17 protein-coding genes are annotated in these 21,124 nt (G+C 37.7%); 1 reads left to right on the top strand and 16 read right to left on the bottom strand.

Annotated elements, in window-relative coordinates; genetic code table 11:
* Window positions 1–57: 57 nt before the first annotated feature.
* The 12 genes from H6F32_RS18530 to H6F32_RS18475 form a co-directional block, all read right to left on the bottom strand.
* Complete coding sequence (locus H6F32_RS18530; RefSeq protein ID WP_190370764.1) at window positions 58–228, bottom strand: hypothetical protein; 171 nt, start codon at window positions 226–228, stop codon at window positions 58–60.
* A gap of 61 nt (window positions 229–289) precedes the next feature.
* On the bottom strand, window positions 290–904 hold the full coding sequence (locus H6F32_RS18525; RefSeq protein ID WP_190370766.1) for a Uma2 family endonuclease: 615 nt from the start codon (window positions 902–904) through the stop codon (window positions 290–292).
* A 137-nt stretch (window positions 905–1,041) separates the two neighbouring features.
* Complete coding sequence (locus H6F32_RS18520) at window positions 1,042–1,692, bottom strand: LON peptidase substrate-binding domain-containing protein (protein WP_190370763.1); 651 nt, start codon at window positions 1,690–1,692, stop codon at window positions 1,042–1,044.
* A gap of 338 nt (window positions 1,693–2,030) precedes the next feature.
* Complete coding sequence (gene rpsJ / locus H6F32_RS18515; protein WP_015113498.1) at window positions 2,031–2,348, bottom strand: 30S ribosomal protein S10; 318 nt, start codon at window positions 2,346–2,348, stop codon at window positions 2,031–2,033.
* 183 nt (window positions 2,349–2,531) lie between these two features.
* Window positions 2,532–3,761, bottom strand: a complete 1,230-nt coding sequence (tuf, locus tag H6F32_RS18510; protein ID WP_190370762.1) for an elongation factor Tu — start codon at window positions 3,759–3,761, stop codon at window positions 2,532–2,534.
* Window positions 3,762–3,798: 37 nt separating this feature from the next.
* Window positions 3,799–5,877, bottom strand: a complete 2,079-nt coding sequence (fusA, locus tag H6F32_RS18505) for an elongation factor G (protein ID WP_190370761.1) — start codon at window positions 5,875–5,877, stop codon at window positions 3,799–3,801.
* A gap of 140 nt (window positions 5,878–6,017) precedes the next feature.
* On the bottom strand, window positions 6,018–6,488 hold the full coding sequence (gene rpsG, locus H6F32_RS18500; RefSeq protein WP_190370760.1) for a 30S ribosomal protein S7: 471 nt from the start codon (window positions 6,486–6,488) through the stop codon (window positions 6,018–6,020).
* A 417-nt stretch (window positions 6,489–6,905) separates the two neighbouring features.
* Complete coding sequence (gene rpsL / locus H6F32_RS18495; protein ID WP_190370759.1) at window positions 6,906–7,286, bottom strand: 30S ribosomal protein S12; 381 nt, start codon at window positions 7,284–7,286, stop codon at window positions 6,906–6,908.
* 335 nt (window positions 7,287–7,621) lie between these two features.
* Window positions 7,622–7,951, bottom strand: a complete 330-nt coding sequence (locus tag H6F32_RS18490) for an iron-sulfur cluster assembly accessory protein (RefSeq protein WP_190370758.1) — start codon at window positions 7,949–7,951, stop codon at window positions 7,622–7,624.
* A 121-nt stretch (window positions 7,952–8,072) separates the two neighbouring features.
* A complete protein-coding gene (locus H6F32_RS18485) occupies window positions 8,073–8,477 on the bottom strand; it encodes a phosphomannose isomerase type II C-terminal cupin domain (RefSeq protein WP_190370757.1) in 405 nt (134 codons plus the stop codon).
* Window positions 8,478–8,692: 215 nt separating this feature from the next.
* Window positions 8,693–10,669: a phosphodiester glycosidase family protein gene (locus H6F32_RS18480; RefSeq protein WP_190370756.1), complete on the bottom strand. Its 1,977-nt coding sequence runs from the start codon at window positions 10,667–10,669 to the stop codon at window positions 8,693–8,695.
* Between the two features lie 269 nt (window positions 10,670–10,938).
* Window positions 10,939–11,172, bottom strand: coding sequence for a zinc ribbon domain-containing protein (locus tag H6F32_RS18475; RefSeq protein ID WP_199294631.1), 234 nt, complete (start codon window positions 11,170–11,172; stop codon window positions 10,939–10,941).
* Window positions 11,173–12,233: 1,061 nt separating this feature from the next.
* Between H6F32_RS18475 and H6F32_RS18470 the strand changes: the two genes are divergently transcribed.
* Complete coding sequence (locus tag H6F32_RS18470; protein WP_190370755.1) at window positions 12,234–16,889, top strand: glutamate synthase-related protein; 4,656 nt, start codon at window positions 12,234–12,236, stop codon at window positions 16,887–16,889.
* 357 nt (window positions 16,890–17,246) lie between these two features.
* Here H6F32_RS18470 and H6F32_RS18465 read toward each other — a convergent pair whose 3' ends face one another.
* From H6F32_RS18465 to H6F32_RS18450, 4 genes are all read right to left on the bottom strand, one after another.
* Entirely contained in the window at window positions 17,247–18,176 is a 930-nt protein-coding gene (locus H6F32_RS18465) for a polysaccharide deacetylase family protein (RefSeq protein ID WP_313926668.1), read from the bottom strand.
* A gap of 515 nt (window positions 18,177–18,691) precedes the next feature.
* Window positions 18,692–19,060, bottom strand: coding sequence for an EamA family transporter (locus H6F32_RS18460; RefSeq protein ID WP_190370754.1), 369 nt, complete (start codon window positions 19,058–19,060; stop codon window positions 18,692–18,694).
* A gap of 47 nt (window positions 19,061–19,107) precedes the next feature.
* Window positions 19,108–20,061, bottom strand: a complete 954-nt coding sequence (locus tag H6F32_RS18455) for a glycosyltransferase (RefSeq protein ID WP_190370753.1) — start codon at window positions 20,059–20,061, stop codon at window positions 19,108–19,110.
* A 50-nt stretch (window positions 20,062–20,111) separates the two neighbouring features.
* A complete protein-coding gene (locus H6F32_RS18450; protein WP_242031180.1) occupies window positions 20,112–21,011 on the bottom strand; it encodes a DUF2079 domain-containing protein in 900 nt (299 codons plus the stop codon).
* Between the last annotated feature and the right edge of the window lie 113 nt (window positions 21,012–21,124).

The raw sequence follows: 21,124 nt of genomic DNA, 5'->3' as shown, positions 1-21,124 counted from the left end.
TCCTCTCATTTTTAATGCTATTTATTCTCATTAAGCCTCTTAATTTTTGAGTGACCTTTAGTTATTATGTACTACTTCAATGGCTTTTTTGATCTGTGACAGTTGAGGGTGCGGAATGTGGGTTATATCTAAGCTATTTTCTAAATTCTCGCAAATAAAATCTTGTAGAAGTTTCTCTTCGGTAAAAATCCAACCATATTCTGTATTTTTGAGGATAATTGTGGTCATAATTTATAATTATTTAATAATTATTTAATAATTTTTATATTATCTTTTCTCAACATTTTAACTAAGCTAATTTCACCCGTCGGTAAATTTCTTGTAAAGCAATTTCCACATTTAAACTACGCAGAAAAATTGATTGATCTATCTGATCATAAAATCGCCATTCCCAGTGATCATTATTTTCATGTTGTTCTTTATAATATTGTTCAATATAAGGTTCAAATTGACTAACCAGGACATATTCACAAAAACTAGCAAGAGAGCGATATCTTCTGAATTTATCTCCTCTATCATAACCTTCAGTGGAAGGAGAAAGCACCTCAATAATTAATAAAGGGTTGAGAATTTCATCACTGCGATGATCATTAAATTGTGGTTCACCATTAATTACAAAAACATCCGCATAAGTTCCATGATTAAAATTAGGAATCCAAATTCTTAAATCACCATTATAAACTTGAAAATTAGTATCTCGTAGAGTAAAACTCAGGAAAGAAGTAATATTTACAGCAATACGACTATGAACTTCTGAACCACCTGGCATATTAATTATCTTTCCATTATAATATTCATGACGTTCTGTAGCAGTTTCCTCCATTGTTCTGTACTCATCTAAAGTCAAATGAGTTGTTATCACTTCTGGAGTTATCATAGGTGGATTAACATTAGCAATAACCATCATTTCACCTCAAATAATTAATATTGAATTAATCTTGAGATCCCCAACTTCTTATTATTGACTCATAATTTACTAACTAGTGATTCACAAGTTATTTACAAAATCAAAAAAGAAATCGGGTATCTTATTATTGATAACTATTCCATTTCATTAAAAGTATCTTTGAGAACAGAACGCGCTGCTAAATGATTACGAGTAGAAGTTAAAATTTCCGCTTCTCGTTCCAAACGAGCTACTGTATCCTGTATTTCTAACAAAGATTGTTGTTCAGGAGCAACACCATAAAGATTACTTGCTACCCAATAGGATAACTCAGTAGGTAAATCTGGTAAATCATCAGGTAATTCAATATCCTGTTCTGTCAACTTAGCAGAAAGACGTACCACATCTTTTAATAATTGTTCCACCTCCGCAGCTAAAGGACGTAAATCTTTAGATGGTGGATGATCTTCAATCCATTCTACCAAACCCACACGATAGGGTTTTTCTCTGACATATTCTAAAACCCGAAATCTTTGTTGTCCTAAAGTTAACATTTTCATGCGATCATCTGGTAAGCGCTGATAATGGAGAATTTCCGCACAACAACCCACATTAGCGATTGTACCCTTTACCGGATCAAACATTAACACACCAAAACGGCGATCGCTTTCCAAAATTGTATTCATCATAATTCGGTAGCGAAACTCAAAAATGTGTAAAGGTAATGGTCGAGTAGGGAAAAGCACTACCTCTGGTAAAGGAAACAAAGGTAATTCACGGACAGCAATTTTAGAAGAAGAAGTCATTGTAATTGGGTATAAATTTACAGGTATATTTTCAATATTATATTTTATACTTTTAAATTTAGATTTGCAGATTGACGATTACTATATATAGAAAAATAGCAGAATAATCACAGAATAATAGTTTTTATTGTGATCATTTAGTCATAATCAATTAATCAAAATTATTAGTCAAAAATTTCAGATCCCCGACTTCTTTAAGAAGGCGGGGATCTTCTTGTTGAGGATCTTGTTTAAATTATCTTGCTTATAATTACTTTACTTATAAAGCAATTCTTATAGCTCATAGCTGTACCCTTGGGGGCGTTAGCCATAAGCTGACTGCTGATAGCTATAATAACTTATAACTTGACTTCAATATCCACACCAGAGGGTAAATCCAACTTCATCAGCGCGTCAATAGTTTTAGAAGAAGGCTGGTAGATATCAATAATACGGCGATGAGTACGAGTTTCAAAATGTTCGCGGGAATCTTTATCTACGTGAGGGGATCTAAGTACGCAATAAATCTTACGTTTTGTTGGTAAAGGAATTGGTCCAATAGCTGTGGCATTAGTACGGTTAGCGGTATCAACAATCTTCTCGCAAGATGTATCTAATAAGCGTCTGTCAAAAGCCTTTAAACGAATTCTAATCTTTTGCTGCTGTAAAGTTGCCATTTTTAGTTTTCCTGGTTCTGTGAATTGTATAAATGAGGAGATAAAGGAGTCAGGAGTTCAAGGAGTCAGAATAAGTAATTTTCTTCTGTGCTTCCTACTCTGTGCTGTTATTAACTGCTGACGGCTAAAAAGCAGAGACGAAAATGAACATCTCTGCTCCCTTGTTTTTAAACAAAAAAGGTGTTATTTAAGGATTTTGGCAACAACACCTGCGCCGATGGTGCGACCACCTTCACGAATAGCGAAACGCATACCTTGTTCAATGGCAATAGGGGTAATTAATTCTACAGTCACCTTAATGCGATCGCCAGGCATAACCATTTCCACTGCCTTACCATCATCAGAGGTAAAAGTTTTAATTGTACCAGTTACATCAGTGGTACGCACATAGAACTGAGGACGATAACCGGCGAAAAATGGAGTTTTGCGGCCACCTTCTTTATCAGTGAGAACGTAAACTTCACCTTCAAACTGAGTATGAGGAGTAATAGAACCGGGTTTAGCGATTACCATACCGCGTTCTACGTCTTCTTTCTTCAAACCACGTAGTAACACACCAGCATTGTCACCAGCCATGCCTTCATCCAAGCTCTTCTTGAACATTTCGATTCCGGTAACGGCGGTACTGCGAGTATCTCTTAAACCAATTAACTCAACGGTATCACCAACTTTCACCTTACCACGTTCAATCCGACCAGTAGCCACTGTACCACGACCAGTAATGGTGAATACGTCTTCTACCGCCATCAAGAAGGGCTTATCTACATCACGCTCTGGAGTGGGGATATAAGAATCTACAGCATCCATGAGTTCATAGATTTTGTCTACCCAGGGGTTTTCACCGCGTTGGGTTTTGGGGTTAGCGGTCATTGCTTCAAGAGCTTGGAGACCAGAACCTTTAATAATGGGGATATCATCACCTGGGAAATCGTAGCTAGAAAGCAATTCACGCAGTTCTAATTCTACCAATTCTAATAATTCTGGGTCATCCATTAAATCTTCTTTATTCAAGAAAACCACCAAGCTAGGAACACCTACTTGTTTAGCTAAGAGGATGTGTTCACGGGTTTGGGGCATAGGACCATCTGTAGCAGCCACCACTAGGATACCACCATCCATTTGTGCTGCACCAGTGATCATGTTTTTCACATAGTCAGCGTGACCTGGACAGTCTACGTGAGCATAGTGACGTTGTTCAGTTTCATACTCAACGTGAGCAGTATTAATTGTAATACCCCGTGCTTTTTCTTCAGGAGCGTTATCAATTTGGTCATAACCCTTAGCCACAGCTTGACCCATAGCGGCCAAAGTCATGGTAATAGCTGCTGTTAAAGTGGTTTTACCATGGTCAACGTGACCAACAGTACCGATATTAATGTGAGGTTTCTTCCGTTCAAACTTTTCGCGTGCCATGAATAGTTGTTTCCTTTTGTAATTCTAATTATGCTAATTATGCGTTGCCTTTACTTTTAGCAATGATGCCGTCTGCCACGCTACGAGGTACTTCTTCGTAGTGGCTGAACTCCATCGTAAAAATGCCTCGACCTTGGGTTTTGGAGCGGATATCCGTAGCGTAACCAAACATAGTTGCCAGTGGAACTTTTGATGCCACTTTAGCCAGTCCATTTTCAGTAGTTTGGCTTTCAATCTGTCCTCGGCGAGAGATTAAATCACCGATCACAGTCCCCATAAAGTCTTCAGGTATTTCTACTTCCACCTTCATCATAGGTTCTAAAAGCACAGGTGAAGCCTTAGATACTGCTTCTTTCATCGCCATTGAACCTGCGATTTTAAAAGCCATTTCTGAAGAGTCCACATCGTGGTAAGAACCATCTACCAAAGTAGCCTTGACATCAATGATGGGATATCCAGCAACTACACCAGATTCACAACATTCTTTCATGCCCTGTTCTGCAGGACCGACATATTCTTTGGGTACAGAACCACCGACGATCTTAGAAACAAATTCAAAACCGGTACCTGGTTCCCCTGGTGCTAAGTCAATCACCACATGGCCGTATTGACCTTTACCACCACTTTGACGGATGAATTTACCTTCTATTCTGGTCACTGGTTTACGGATAGTTTCCCGGTAAGCTACTTGAGGCGCGCCCACGTTAGCTTCTACCTTAAATTCCCGCAACATCCGATCTACCAGAATTTCCAGGTGTAATTCACCCATCCCAGCGATTACAGTTTGGTTAGTTTCTGGATCAACACTCACACGGAAAGTAGGATCTTCTTCTGATAGTGATTGTAGTGCTTTTGACAGCTTATCCATGTCATTCTTAGTTTTGGGTTCCACCGCCACTGAGATCACAGGTTCAGGGATAAACAAGGATTCCAGAATTACTGGTGATCCTTCGTCACATAATGTGTCTCCTGTCAAGGTGTCTTTTAATCCTACTGCCGCTCCCAGATCCCCTGCTCGCAATTCATCCACGTCTTGCCGCTCGTCTGCTTTCATCAGCACCAAGCGAGAAATGCGTTCTTTTTTATTCTTACTAGCGTTAAGAACGTAGCTACCTTTTTTCAGGACACCAGAATAAACACGAATAAAGGTGAGACGACCATAGGGATCTGCCATAATTTTGAAGGCCAGAGCCGCTAGGGGTTGGTTATCATCAGCATGACGTTCTACTGTATCACCATTCAGGAGTGTACCTTGAATTGGTGGTACTTCTGTAGGTGCTGGTAGATAGTCCACTACTGCATCCAACATTAATTGCACACCTTTGTTTTTAAAGGCTGAACCACAAAGAACGGGTACTATTGTACCGTCAATTGTACCTTTACGTAGGGCAGCACGAATTTCTGCTTCTGTCAGTTCTTCCCCTTCAAAGTATTTGTTCATCAGAGCATCATCTGTTTCTGCTACTGCTTCTACCAGCTTTGTCCGATACTCTGCTACTTTTGCTGCTAATTCAGCGGGAATTTCTGTTTCCTGAATGTCTGTTCCTTGGTCATTTGTGTAAATATACGCACACATTTTTACCAAGTCCACAATACCTTGAAATTCTGTTTCACTACCGATGGGTAATTGAATAGCAATGGCATTTGCACGCAGGCGATCGCGCATTTGATCATGAACTCTATAGAAGTTCGCTCCTGTGCGATCCATTTTATTAATAAAGGCAATGCGAGGCACTTTGTAGCGATCCGCTTGCCGCCATACTGTTTCCGACTGAGGTTGTACACCACCTACGGAACAAAATACAGCTATCACACCATCTAATACTCGCATAGAACGTTCCACTTCTATGGTGAAGTCTACGTGACCAGGAGTATCAATAATGTTAATTTGATGATCTTTCCATGCGGTACTAATTGCAGCAGCAGTGATGGTAATTCCCCGTTCCCGCTCCTGCTCCATCCAGTCTGTTACGGCTGTTCCTTCGTGAACTTCACCGATTTTATGAATAATCCCAGAGTAAAATAATATTCTCTCTGTTGTTGTTGTTTTTCCCGCATCTATGTGCGCCGCAATACCGATATTGCGTACTTTTTCTAGCGGGTTAGTCCGTGCCACAGTTACCTCCTATCGTTTTTATTGAATGACATCTTGTATATTAATCTTTGTGAAGATTCTATACTTTTTCTTACGGAAACCGTCTGCTCTGACAATTATACGATATACCGCTTGCAACTAGGCGATATACCGTTCCTTACTTAGTAACGATAGTGTGCAAATGCTTTATTAGCTTCCGCCATCCGATGCGTTTCTTCGCGCTTACGGATAGCATTACCTGTTTCATTAGCTGCGTCCATCAACTCATTTGCTAATCTTCCAGCCATTGTTTTTCCTGGACGCTGACGAGAAAACTGTACTAACCATCGCAATGCTAAGGTTGTACCTCTATCTGTACGTACTTCCATTGGCACTTGATAAGTCGCACCACCTACACGGCGGGCTTTTACTTCTACTAATGGGGTTGCATTCCGTACCGCTTTTTCAAAGGTTTCCAGGGGGTTGCCACCTGTTCTTTCTTCAATAGTTTTGAAAGCATCATAAACTATTCTAGCAGCAATGGATTTTTTGCCATGACGCATTATCCGTCGCATGATCATGCTGACAAGACGACTATTGTATACTGAGTCCGGCGGTACTGGCCGCCTTTGACTAACTCCACGACGAGACATACTTCATCCTTGAATTGGGAATTTGACCAAAAAATTGATCACAAAAATTGATCTGAGAATTTCTATGGTATCAGCACAAGGGAAACTAAAAGCGGTATTTTAGCCGCTTAAATTTCCTAAATTTTAGTTTTTAGTGAGAGTCTGATGAAATTAATCTTTTGACTTACAAAAAACTAAATACACAAGACGACAACAGCATCAACTTTAAAAATTAATTACAAATTAAATTCAAGTTTTGTTATCGTTGACAGGATTATCTATAGATTTAGAACAGGTTACACTCTCATAAATTCTGGCCAGGGCTCACTTATGACGGTGTGCAGCTTAATTGTTATGAAAAAACTCTGCTTAACTTTCTGACTGATCCTATCTTGAGTAATGACGATTAACCGTATTCAGCGATTAACCGCCAACTACTTATTTTTTCGCTTTTTGGCGTTTAGTTCCATATTTGGAACGACCTTGTTTACGGTCTTTCACTCCGGCTGTATCTAAAGTACCACGAATGATGTGATATCTTACCCCCGGTAAATCTTTTACCCGACCACCTCTAATCATTACCACAGAGTGTTCTTGGAGGTTATGACCAATACCGGGAATGTAAGCTGTGACTTCAAACCCTGATGTTAGTCTGACCCTAGCCACTTTGCGGAGGGCTGAATTAGGCTTTTTAGGTGTGGTCGTAAAAACTCTGGTACATACTCCTCGGCGTTGAGGACATTGTTTCAGAGCGGGAGATTTCGTTTTCTGACGCGCTAGTTCGCGCTCACTACGGATTAGCTGCTGTATAGTTGGCATGAGTTACAGCGCGTGATGCTGCTTTATTGGTCTAAGTTTTAACAAATCCTAATTATATCTTTTTTCTGGTTTTTTTGTCAATAATTTTGGCAAGAGGAGTCAGGAGTCAGGAGCGGTTTATACCACTACACACAATTAAGAATGTAGTATTTAGAATACACAATTGAGCTATGATTCAGTTTCAATCTTTACAACTTTCCTAACCTTAACGCGTAGTGCTATAGCACTGCACACCGCGCACTTGATAAGCTGTTGTGCCTTTAACTTGAATAATTAATACAAGCAAGATGCTTGTGCTACTGTAACTATACAGTGAGTGCTGCACATTAGCTTAATTAACCAGCATTTACTGAGAATGAATTTCCACATCCACAGGTAGATGTGGCTTGGGAGTTATGAAAACGGAAAGCACCTCCCATTAAGTCTTCTGAATAATCTACTAATAAGTCTTGAATATAATTTAGACTTGTAGTATCTATAACTAAGGAAATACCGTTTATGTCAAAACGCTGATCTTCAGGTCTTACTATTTTATCAAAGGAAAGGTCATAAAGCCAATCAGCACAACCTCCTGATTTAATTTGTAAGCGTAATAGGTTTTTTGTTGGTTGCTTAGACTGTAAACGTTTTATCTCATGAGTGGCTGCTATACTCAAATGAATCATGCAATTTGCAAAGAAAATGAACAGGTTGGCTAATCCTAATTTATCAGGTAATGGAGTACAGGTATCAGGGGAGAAAATTTTTTATTCTCACTCCCAACTCCTGACGGCTGACTACTGATAGCTATTTCTGATTACGAGCATAATCATCTTGATAGCGAATAATATCATCTTCTCCTAAATATTCACCATTTTGTACTTCTATGAGAACTAGGGGAATGACTCCTGGATTTTCTAAACGATGTACTGTACATTGAGGTACATAAGTTGATTGATTGTTATTTAATAGTATTTCTTGATTACCACAAGTTACTTTAGCTGTTCCTGACACTACTATCCAATGCTCACTACGATGATGGTGCATTTGTAAACTTAAGCGATGTCCAGGGTTCACTTCAATACGTTTTATTTTATATCCTCGCCCTTCTTCTAAGATTGTAAATGAACCCCAAGGACGCATTTCACTAGATGATACATTTTTAGTCAAGGTAATGGCGGGACTTGTTTTGGTTTCTGATAATATAGCCATAATTGTTTGATGTTGATATAAGTTTTAGTAGTGGGGAGTCGGGAGTTGGTTTTAACGTAATTCAGCTATGAGACAGGGAATTAATTCCCTGGCTTGGCTAAGATGAAATTCTAATCTTAAAGCAGTTAACATAGTGGTTTTTACATAAAATCTTTATCTTGGGAAATACAGCTTTTTGTTAACTTTGAGGAGTGGGAAGTGCTGATAGCTGATAGCTATTTCTCTTCTAAAAAAATACCAATACTATTATGTACGCTTGCGGCTGTATTCGGTGTACGATCTAATAGCTGTCCTCCTAAATATAAAGTTGTGGAACTACCCCCATCTAAATTTAACGCATGGACACATCCCATATTTTGCATTATTTTTGCTTGTTCTGCTAATGTTGGTCCTGCACCTCCAGCACGGGTATTTACAGCTACAATTAATAAGTTACCATTGCTGAGTGTACATATACTACTACGCACTGCTTGACCTTTCATAAATGCAGGACTGAATTTTTCCGCTTCTCCATTAAGAACTATTTGTTTATTTTGCACTAATAATGGTCCTGCACCAATTATATGGTCATATTGATTAAATTCTGGGGGTGTAGTGTTGCTGGTAAGATTAACTTTTGTACCAATGTTTAATGTTCCTGTTTCTGTGTTGGTGCTATTACGATAAGTCAGCAGATATCCATTTTCAGGAATTGGTATAGGTGTTATTCCTGCTTTTCCGGCTGCTATTTTATTTGTAATTTGATTATTTTCGATGATGAAGATTATTTCATTATCGGTTAGTGGTGTGTATGTTTTTCCCCAAGCTGTGGTATAACGAGCAATTCCACGCTGTATATAGCCAGTATTTAGTAAAATGACTGGTAAGGTTTGGTTATTGTCTGTGGTCAGGGTTTCTATAAGTGTGAGACGGCCAAAATAGAATTGTCCTCTATTATTCCAGGCGATCGCTCCCCGATTCAATATTGGTCCTGATATCCATTGTTGATCTCTACGAATTGCTCCTAATGGTAGTTTATTGTTACGGTTAAAATAACCACCGTTAATCGCTGCTACTGCTATGTTGTTTTGAGCGGTTTGTAAAAGCGGTGCTGTTCCTGTGACGCTTTTATTATTACTTATTATTGGTTTGATGCTTAAACCTACTGTACGAGGATTAATAAGTAAGGAAACTACAGGAAAACGATCTTTGTCTATTTTAATAAATTGTTGTTGCCATTGTAATCCCTGCGCCCAAGCTATACTCTTTGGTAATAAAGCATCTTCACGTAAGTCAATTACTATACGATAAGGTTTATTAAGTGTATTAATTTGTAAAGATTGACCAAAGGCAACTTGTAAACGAATAACAGTTTTATTATTAACAACTTCAATTTTGCTAATTATCTTAGGAAGTTCTACTTGTGATAGTTTTGATGTTTCTTTGGTAGATGTGGGTGTTGGTATTGTTAATTTAGCTGTTGGTTCTGTTTGTGAGTTATAACGTTGAATTATGTTAGGATCAATAATACCATCGAGGGTAATTGTCCACTCTCGAACTGCTGGTTTTTTAGGTATGTTAGGATTGGTATTAGGAATTATTTCATCAGGATCAATTACTTTTTTAACTGGTAATTCTTGTCTAATTTGCCAAGGTGTGGGTAAGTTCATATCCAATACTAATCTATCTCCTGTATTTACTTTACCTTGACGAATGTTGGTAATTTGTGATATGGGAGTATTAATTACTAAGTTGTTAGTACTGTTATCTTGTGTTTCTATTTGCCATTTTGCTGCTTGAGCTAATTTGGTAATATCTACATAGCGGTATCCTCTGGAAAGTTGCGCTGTTAAAATAATTGGGTTGTTACGAGAAGAAAACCATTGTATTGGTTGAAGTTTAGGATTATTAGTGTTTAATAAATCTATTCCCCATAATTGTCGGATTGCTCCATCATTAATATAAGTCCTAATTTGACCAGACTGATCCTGTTGTTGTATCCACATTCCTGGTAATGTACGACCATTAAGAGTTATTCTATTACCCATGATGGGAGTAGATAAGGAAGTCAATTGTGGAGAACTTTTACTGATGGATTTTTCTGGGATAGGTAATAATTTATTTTGATAGACAATGGCTAATTTAGAAATGTTCTGATTAGAGTGTGGATAGGCTGTTGTGAAAGACAGCAAGGTAGAAAAGAGTAATAACATAATTATAGTAACCAGTAATTAGTAGTCAGTAGTCAGTAGTCAGAATCAAGAATTTTGACTTTTTCTGATATAAAAAAGCTAACTAATGCTAACAAAAGTTCCCTTTTTCTTCCTGCTTTATCCTAGAAGTGTCGGCACTAAGCTGTTGTTCCTTTAACTTGAATAATTAATACAAGCAAGATGCTTGTGCTACTGTAACTTCAGGTTTTTTAATTATACAGTGAGTGCTGCACATTAGCCTATCTAGTCCACAGGCTAACACGGTTAGTCTAACCGCAGTTCGACAATGTCACTGACCACTTCTTTTTTAAATTTGTTGCCGCGTTTAAATCTCTGTCACACTCAAAACCGCATTTACCACATTTAAACACTCTTTGTGATAGTGGTAATTGAGATTGTTTCTCTCCACAATCAGAGCAAGTTTTACTGCTAGGATAAAATCTATCCACAACTGCTAACTTACTGCCATATAGTTTAGAGGTGTGACTTTGTACAGTAAGCATAAGTAGGTAATTGTTAGTAATTGTTAGCGTTTGAGTTACTGTTAATTAACCCTGATCCTCGTGTTGCACTCAAGAATAACACTGGCTTGCGGAATGGCTTTGTGGTAAATTTTGAGTAAGTTATGTAATCTATGCAAGATGGTTAAGGTATATTGAATTATTATTCAATATTCATTCAAGTGAGTTATAAAGCTAGTTTTGTAGTTCATTAGACTAGGAAACGTTATAATAATGGTCAATATTTGATGAAATCTTGATGTCCGCTGTTCCTGTTCCCTGGATATTGACATTGATCATTGATGATTCTATATCTATTCATTCGGTAATTCCATCATCTTGATAAAAAAATTGTAACTATTAAAAAAACCATTGCTTTTTGGGAAACAAACGTGATATTATTCATATTGGGGTTTTGTCTCTTGTAAAACTCAAAGACAATTATACAGCTAAAAATACTAGTAATAATTGTTGCAAATAATACGATTTACTTAGCGACTAACAGTGTATAGTTGTAAAGTTTACAGTGGAAAACACAAATATCCATCGTGATCAAAGATGAGTATGGTCGTATTCTGAGAATAATTCCTAGAACGTACCATTATTGGTGGTTCAATAGCAGTCGAAATATAGACCTTAATATATTTTTAGGAATTGTCAAATGGCCATATAGTATAATTATGGGTTTTAGGCTGCATGGGAAGAAGTGCGGGTTGTGACAATATTCATCTTAGCTAGTGCATACACAATCAATAGATGAAATTTACACAGTTTTGGCGAAATGTCAAGCTAAAACTGGAATTTTGCTCTCTATAATTTGTGGTTGGACAGTTTGGACAATTATGTATTTTTATCAAGTGAGAACTAAAGCTGAGTATTGCTGTGAACATCTGTTGCAGAGTGATTCAGGTATGGAAAATATGTTAATTGTTGCCAAAATATCACCTCTAACGTACTTTAACTCATACCAGAGGGCGAAAGTCTTTACCAGTCAAAAATTCAGCAAGTTGACATTTTACGTTTTTCAATCACATCAACAAAATTTCAGGGACTAGAAATAAACTATGAATGATCAAGTCATGAATCAGGGTCAAAATATTACAACAGTCAATAATATCAATAATATGGAAATTCAAGATACCTATCCTGGACAAAGGTGGTTAGTAGAAGAAAGAGATGCTTGTGGTGTAGGTTTTATTGCTCATCGTCGTAATATTGCTAGTCATCAAATTCTTCAACAAGCATTAAATGCTTTAACTTGTTTAGAACATCGTGGAGGCTGTAGTGCGGATCAGGACTCTGGTGATGGTGCGGGAATACTAACTGCTATTCCTTGGGAATTATTGAAACAAATTTATACGGAAATTGATTTTACGTCTCTTGGTAATATGGCTGTGGGCATGGTATTTTTACCACAAGATGCTAATTTAGCAGCAGCAGCAAGGGCTAACGTGGAGAAGGTAGCAAAAGAAGAAAGTTTAAACATATTAGCTTGGCGTGTTGTTCCTGTGCGTCCTGAATCTTTAGGTGTGCAAGCTAGAGAAAATCAACCACAAATAGAACAATTTATTATTCACTGTGCTGATAAAAGTGGTGATGAGTTAGAAAGAGAACTATATATTGCTCGTCGCAGAATTATGCAAGCGGGTAGTAAAATTTCCGATGATTTTTATGTGTGTTCTTTATCTACTCGCACGATAGTGTATAAAGGTATGGTGCGTTCGGCTGTGTTAGGTGATTTTTATGAGGATTTAAAAAACCCAGCTTTTATTGTACCTTATGCTGTATATCATCGCCGATTTAGTACCAATACTATGCCCAAATGGCCTTTAGCTCAACCTATGCGGTTGTTGGGACATAATGGAGAAATTAATACGTTGTTGGGTAATATTAACTGGATGATGGCTAGGGAAGCTACTTTAAGTCATCCTATCTGGGAAGATAGATTTGATGAACTTAAACCTGTAGTAAATGTGAATAATAGTGATTCGGCAACTTTAGATAATGTATTAGAGTTGCTGGTACGTTCAGGACGTAGCCCGTTAGAGGGTTTGATGGTAATGGTTCCAGAAGCATATAAAAATCAACCTTCCTTAGTTGAATACCCCGAAATTGTGGATTTTTACGAGTACTATAGTGGTTTGCAAGAGGCTTGGGACGGTCCAGCTTTATTAGTTTTTAGTGATGGCAAACAGGTAGGTGCAACTTTAGATAGAAACGGTTTGAGACCTGCTCGTTATGTGATTACCAAAGATGATTATATCGTGGTTGGTTCGGAAGCAGGTGTGGTAGATTTTCCTGAAGTTAATATTGTGGAAAAGGGAAGACTCGGACCAGGACAAATGATCGCTGTGGACTTGAATACCCAAGAGGTGCTAAAAAATTGGGAAATTAAACAGCGTATTGCCAAAAAACATCCTTACGGTGCATGGTTAAAGGAATATCGTCAAGATTTGCAAACATTAAGTAATTCTTCTGCTAATGGTAATAGTCATTATGCAGCAGAAAAGATTGATCGTGAAAGTTTGTTACAGCAACAAATAGCTTTTGGCTATACTAATGAAGATGTGGATATGGTTATTCACGTTATGGCAAGTACGGGTGCTGAACCAACTTTTTGTATGGGGGATGATATTCCTTTGGCTGTGTTGTCCAGTAAACCCCATTTACTCTATGACTATTTTAAACAGCGTTTTGCTCAAGTCACAAATCCTCCCATTGACCCTTTGCGGGAAAAGTTGGTGATGTCTTTAACGGTGGAGTTGGGTGAACGTGGTAATTTGTTAGAACCTAAACCAGAATACGCGAAAAGAATTAAGTTGGAGTCTCCTGTACTTACCCAGTCTCAGTTAGAGGCTATCAAACTTTCGGGTTTTGGTACGGCTGAATTATCTACTTTATTCCCTATTGCTGCTGGTAAGGATGGGTTAAAGGTTGCTGTGGAATCTTTACAACGTCAAGCGGCTGAGTCTGTACGTGCTGGTGCAAAAATTATCATTTTAAGCGATCGCTCTGGTAATGGTATTAATGCAGAATATACTTATATTCCTCCTTTGTTAGCTGTGGGGGCTGTGCATCATTACTTAATTGCCCAAGGTTTACGGATGCAAACTTCTTTAGTAGTAGATACTGCCCAATGTTGGAGTACCCATCATTTTGCTTGTTTGTTAGGGTATGGTGCTGGTGCTGTTTGTCCTTATATGGCGTTAGATACTGTAAGCGCGTGGTGGCATGAACCAAGAACGCAACAGTTTATGGAAAGGGGTAAGATCGCTGCTTTAACTTGGGCGGAGGCTATCAGAAATTATTGCCAGTCGGTAGAGTCTGGTTTGTTGAAAATCCTTTCTAAGATGGGTATTTCTCTACTTTCTAGTTATCAAGCGGCACAGATATTTGAAGCTATTGGTATTGGTGGTGATCTGTTGTTTGTGGGTTTTAGAGGTACTGCATCCCGTATTGGAGGTTTGAGTCTGGAGGATCTGGCGCAGGAGGTGTTATCTTTCCATTGTCAGGCGTTCCCTGAGTTGACAACTAAGAAGTTGGCAAATTTAGGCTTTGTGCAGTATCGTCCTGGTGGGGAGTATCATGTTAATAATCCTGATATGGCTAAGGCTTTGCATAAGGCTGTTAAGGATCAAAAATATGATCATTACGAGGTTTATAAACAGTATCTTGAAAGTAGACCTGTGACAGCGTTACGCGATTTATTAGATTTTCGCAGTGATCGCTCACCAATTTCTATAGATGAGGTACAATCGGTCACTGAAATTGTTAAATTGTTCTGTACTGGAGGTATGTCTTTAGGTGCTTTGTCACGAGAGGCACATGAAACTTTAGCGATCGCTATGAATCGCATTGGTGGTAAGTCTAATTCGGGTGAAGGTGGAGAAGATCCGATTAGATACGGCACATTACACGATGTGGATGAGTCTGGCAAGTCTCCCACTTTACCCCATCTCAAAGGTTTGAGAAATGGTGATACTGCTGCTAGTTCTATTCGACAAATTGCATCAGGACGTTTTGGTGTCACTCCTGAATATTTGGCTACAGCTACACAACTGGAAATTAAAGTCGCTCAAGGTGCAAAACCCGGTGAAGGTGGACAGTTACCAGGACCAAAGGTAAGTCCATACATAGCTATGTTACGTCGTTCTAAACCTGGTGTAACGCTGATTTCACCCCCACCTCACCATGATATTTACTCTATCGAAGATTTGGCACAGTTGATTTTTGACCTGCATCAAATTAACCCTCAAGCACAAGTTTCTGTAAAATTGGTGTCTGAAGTGGGCATTGGTACAATTGCAGCAGGTGTAGCTAAAGCTAATGCGGATATTATCCAAATTTCTGGACATGATGGCGGTACTGGTGCATCTCCCCTATCTTCTATTAAACACGCTGGAAGTCCTTGGGAACTGGGTTTAACTGAAGTACATCGAGTATTACTAGAAAATAAATTGCGCGATCGCGTTATTTTACGAGTAGATGGCGGGTTAAAAACTGGCTGGGATGTGATCATGGGTGCTTTAATGGGTGCGGAAGAGTTTGGTTTTGGCTCAATTGCCATGATTGCGGAAGGTTGTATTATGGCGCGGGTATGTCATACTAACAACTGTCCTGTAGGTGTCGCATCTCAGAAAGAGGAACTACGGAAACGCTTCACAGGTATGCCAGAACACGTTGTTAATTTTTTCTACTTTGTCGCAGAAGAGGTTCGCAGTTTATTGGCTAAGTTAGGTTATCGTTCGTTATCAGAAATTACTGGGCGTGCTGATTTACTAACTTTACGTAATGATGCAAAGTTGACAAAAACTCAATCTGTGAATTTAGACTGTTTAACTCAACTACCAGATACTCGCACTGATAGAAGTTGGTTAGAACATGAGAAAGTTCATGGTAATGGTATTGTTTTAGATGATCAAATTATTGCTGATGAAAGTATTAAGGCAGCAATATCTAATCACAGTCTAGTTAGTAAAACTATGTCTGTGGTGAATACCGATAGAACTGTGGGCGCGAGATTATCTGGTTTAATTGCGATCGCTTACGGTGATGACGGTTTTAAAGGCAATATAAACCTCAACTTCTCCGGTAGTGTGGGGCAAAGTTTCGGCGCGTTTAATATTAACGGTCTCACCTTAACATTAATTGGTGAGGCTAACGACTATGTGGGCAAAGGGATGAATGGAGGGGAAATTATCATTAAACCTCCCGCAGATGCTACCTACAACCCCGCCGAAAATGTGATTATTGGTAATACTTGCCTTTATGGTGCTACGGGAGGTAGTTTATTTGCTAACGGTAAAAGTGGTGAACGTTTCGCTGTCCGTAATTCTAAGGGTACGGCAGTAGTGGAAGGTACGGGAGATCACTGTTGCGAATATATGACAGGTGGCGTAATTGTAGTGTTAGGTAAAGTTGGTCGTAACGTAGGAGCAGGTATGACTGGTGGTTTGGGTTATTTCTTGGATGAAGATGGAACTTTCCCTGCTTTGGTTAATAAGACAATTGTGAAAGTACAAAAAGTTACATCCCAAGCTGGAATTAAGCAGTTACAGGATTTAATAAAAGCCCATTATGAGCGTACAGGTTCAGAAAAAGCTAAGTTAATTCTTGATAATTGGCATGAATATTTGTCTAAGTTCTGGCAATTAGTACCACCTTCTGAAGCGGAAAGTCCAGAAGCTAAGGTTGAAGAAAAACAACTCACATCTGTCTAGATGTAAATGTGGTTTGAAGATGGCGTATATAAACCCCATCTTACAGCACATTCCTTCTGTTTGAGGTACAATATTAGCGGGTAAGATGCCCGCACTACAAAGATTTTATCATTAATATCTGTACCTCAGAATATCGGAAACTGCTGTAAATCCTCAAATCTTAGTTAGAAAATACGCCAGGACTTACACAACTGGCACATTGGTAGGATGCGGTTCTTATCTGCGTCCATCTGCGTTTGATTATTACTACTTAAACCTTAATTAAACGGCAATTGCTATATAATTGTAGGGTAATGTTGGGTTTTTACACCCAACCTACAATTTTCATTAATTTTTATTAATTTTTATTAATTTTTATTAATTTTTCGGTTTTAATTCCTGCTGTTGTGCTATTTTCTCACTTTCCTGGTCTTTCATTTCTAGTAATTCAGGAATTGTGACAAATTTATAACCTTGTTTACGAAACCTACTAATAATTTCTGGTAGTGCTTTGACTGTATGTGAGCGATCGCCACCCCCATCATGCATTAATACAATACCGCCTGGTCTTGCTGATTTGAAAATATTATTAAGTAGTCTAGGTACAGCAGGACGCGAGTAGTCTATAGAGTCAGAAGACCACATAATAATTGCATACTTGTTACTTCTAGCATAACTAGCTACCCCGTTCCTCATGTTACCACCAGGTGGACGAAATAAACTTGTTTTCACCCCTGTGGTTTTTAAAATAATATCTGTTGTATTTGCTACTTCATAAGCTGCTACTTGAGGGTTCATTTGATGATACCAATGGTGCCAGGTATGGTTAGCAATGGTATGTCCTTCATCTACTATGCGTTTAGTTAAAGCAGGGTAATTTTTAACATTTTGTCCTACGACAAAGAATGTACTTTTAACATTTTCTTTCTTTAAAATATCTAGGACTTGCGCTGTACTTTTAGGCCAAGGACCATCATCAAAAGTCAACGCGATAACTTTATGTTCTGGGGCAAGTTTAGCTTCTTCAATAGTAGCACCTCGAAAACGAGATGGTACATCAGGAGCAACATCTTTAGACTGTGCTTCTTTCTGCCAAATATTCAGCATTTCTACTTTTAATTGCTCTAAACGCTGTTGTACTGGTGTATTATTGGCAATACTAGTAGTAATTGTATCCTTAATTTGGGCTTCAGAATTGTTAGGCTTAAACATAATCATCAAAGCCAGGCTAAAAGTACCTGCTAACCCAAGTAAAGCAATATATATTCCTTGCGACCAAAAAAACGATTTATTATGATTATGTTCCACAGTATAACTCCTTCAAGGTTTGAGCGATCGATGAAGGCAAAGATGGCTCTGATAATAGTTTATAACACATTTATCTGTATCCTTCGATTCTCAAGATTTTATTTAGTAATCAGGAAAATTGCATGAGATTATTTACATGATTTAGAGAATAATTGCGATATTAGTCGTCAATTTTGCTAGATATGTTCCAAAGATGATATCTAGTTGTACTAGTTACTAAGTGTTTCATTAATCAGAATTGACAAGTTGAGAATTAGATCATCACTGATGACATTTTTTCATAAAGTGATGATGTTTTCTAGTTTTAGTAGATACTAAGCTTTTGTGCTTTTAATTTGGATAATAGATACAAGCAAGATGCTTGCACTACAGTAATTTTAGGTTTTTTAGTTATACAGTGAGTGCTGCACATCAGCTTATTGCTAAAAGATGCCTAAATGTTCTACCTAAATGTTCTAGTTAATTGATTGATAATTATTTGATAATCTTTGGTCTATGATATTATCCAGCATATCTTATTTTTTCCAAATTACTAATATAACACCTAGAACAATAAAACCTAATCCAAAAACGCGAGTAACAGAAATAGGTTCTTTCAAAACAAAGTATCCTATTAGTACAGAAAATATATAACCTACCGATACCGCAGGACCTGCAATGCTGAGGTTTACTCTTGTGAGTAGTAAGATATAGGCTATAGCACCAATACCATAGCAAGTGATTCCTAGTAAAAGTTCTGGTATGGTGATCATGCTGAGAATATGACTGAGAATATTTCCAGCGTGGACTTTACCTAGTTTGAGCGCTCCTGTTTTCAAGAAAAATTGTCCAGTAACGCTGATGAGAACCGACATGAGAAGTAAAATAAATTCTGATATGGACACTGATTTTACCTGACTTTTATTGATGGAATATTATTGCTTTTTTTTAGTTAGTTATTTTCTGTTTTTGTAAAACCTCCGGCTTCCTTTAATGTATAAAGAGGACGACCTTTAACTTCCTCATATATTCGGCCAATATATTCACCTAAAATACCAATACAAATTAATTGTACTGAACCTAAGAAAAACATGGCAATTGTAATTAATGTGTAACCAATGAGATGAGATACTGGGGCAAATATTCGCCAATAAAGTACCAATAATATCATAATCATGGCAATGGTAGCTGATATGATGCCTAAATATGTTGCCAGTCTTAAGGGAACAGTGGAAAAGGAAATGATACCATCAATTGCTAAGGAGAAAGACTTAGTAAAAGTATATTTTACATCTCCTGCAAAACGGGGTTTTCTTTCAAATAAGACAGATGTTTGCGAGAAACCTACCCAAGCGCGTAGTCCGCGAATATAACGGTTGCGTTCTGGCATAGAGTTGAGTATATCTACCACTTGTCTATCCATTAAACAAAAGTCTCCTGTATCAACGGGAATGTCAACCTTAGCCATACGTTTGAGGATACGATAGAAAAGATAGGCTGTGAAGCGTTTTAGTAAAGTTTCTTTTTGTCTGGATATTCTTTGGGCATATACTACTTGATAACCTTGTTGCCATTTCTCAATCATGGTTAAAATTAATTCTGGAGGGTCTTGTAAGTCAGCATCCATGACGATGATACTTTTACCTTGGACAAAGTTTAATCCTGCGGTAACGGCTATTTGATGACCAAAATTTCGGGCTAGACTAAGGTAACGAACTCGATGATCATGATGATGTAATTCGCGCATCATGGTTAATGAGCGATCGCGGCTACCATCATCTATTAAAATTAGTTCTGTATCACCGTCTAATTGTTCCATAACATCGGCAAGACGGCGGTACATTTCGGTAATGTTTTCTTCTTCGTTATAAATGGGTATAACTAGGGAATAGATCGGCTGCTTCACGGTTACAATTGATTTGATGGATAATTGGTAATTTCTGTCGTTAAATTTTATTATTTTTTCAGAAATAAGAAAACATCATCTTGATGATATTGTTTTTGGAAGTTTGGATTATTTTCTAATTTTTGAACCAGATTTTGAGCAAATTCTTGATTACTTCGCCAACCAGGATGACGAACATTTAATAAGACATAATCAAAAATATCTAAGTTTTGAATCGGAGAACCTGCATCTGTAAATTTAATTAACTCACGGTTGCTTAAATGTGGAGAGATTTCTGATGTTGTGTAAACACCTCCTTGGCTTTTTACTAAAGAAATAGCTTCTCTTGTAGCAAATAAATTATCTACATATTCTAAATATTTACTAGTGAAATGAGTAAATTTTGCTAAACATAAGAATGTGATTAATGACCAGATAATAATTCCTCGTTTATTTTGTACCAATCCCTTACCGACTGAAAGACTAGCAATAACAGCCAATATCAAGAATGGTATAGCTGGTAATGAATATTGGTGTAGTAAGTCTTTTTGGGCTTGATAGTCAGCTAATAAGTTAAGTGATACACAAGGAATAGCACCAACCAAAGGTTTTAAACTAGCAGTAGATAAACCCCATATTATTGGTGCTGATAATAAAACTATATATCCTAAATTATCTAAAGAAAAGACTGTACTTAATATTAAATTTGGCTGAAAAATTAAATTTTTAGCAATCTCAAAAACTGAATTACCTAAATAACTGTAACGTCCTACTGCTGCTGCTTCTGCACCACTAAAAGTTGGAATAATTAACTTAGTTGCAATGATCAACCAAGTCAGACCACTAATAACAGCTAATAAACCATACAAACGTCGTTTTTCAAATAATATCAACCAAATTCCCATGGTTGCAACTGTTAAAGATAATACGGCTTTACATCCTAAGATTATAATTAAATAGGACTTACGCATTGACAGAATAAAAAAATAGTGCATTGATAAATAAGGGTCGTCTAGTAATCGGTATGGGAGAATGAGAGAAATTACTAAACTCTCGACAGCACAATGCAACATAGACATCTACA

Origin of the sequence: Anabaena sp. FACHB-1237 (assembly GCF_014696225.1) — a bacterium.
Taxonomy (GTDB): domain Bacteria; phylum Cyanobacteriota; class Cyanobacteriia; order Cyanobacteriales; family Nostocaceae; genus FACHB-1237.
The sequence above is the reverse complement of the archived record's forward strand: the minus strand, read 5'-3'. Positions and strand labels throughout refer to the sequence as shown.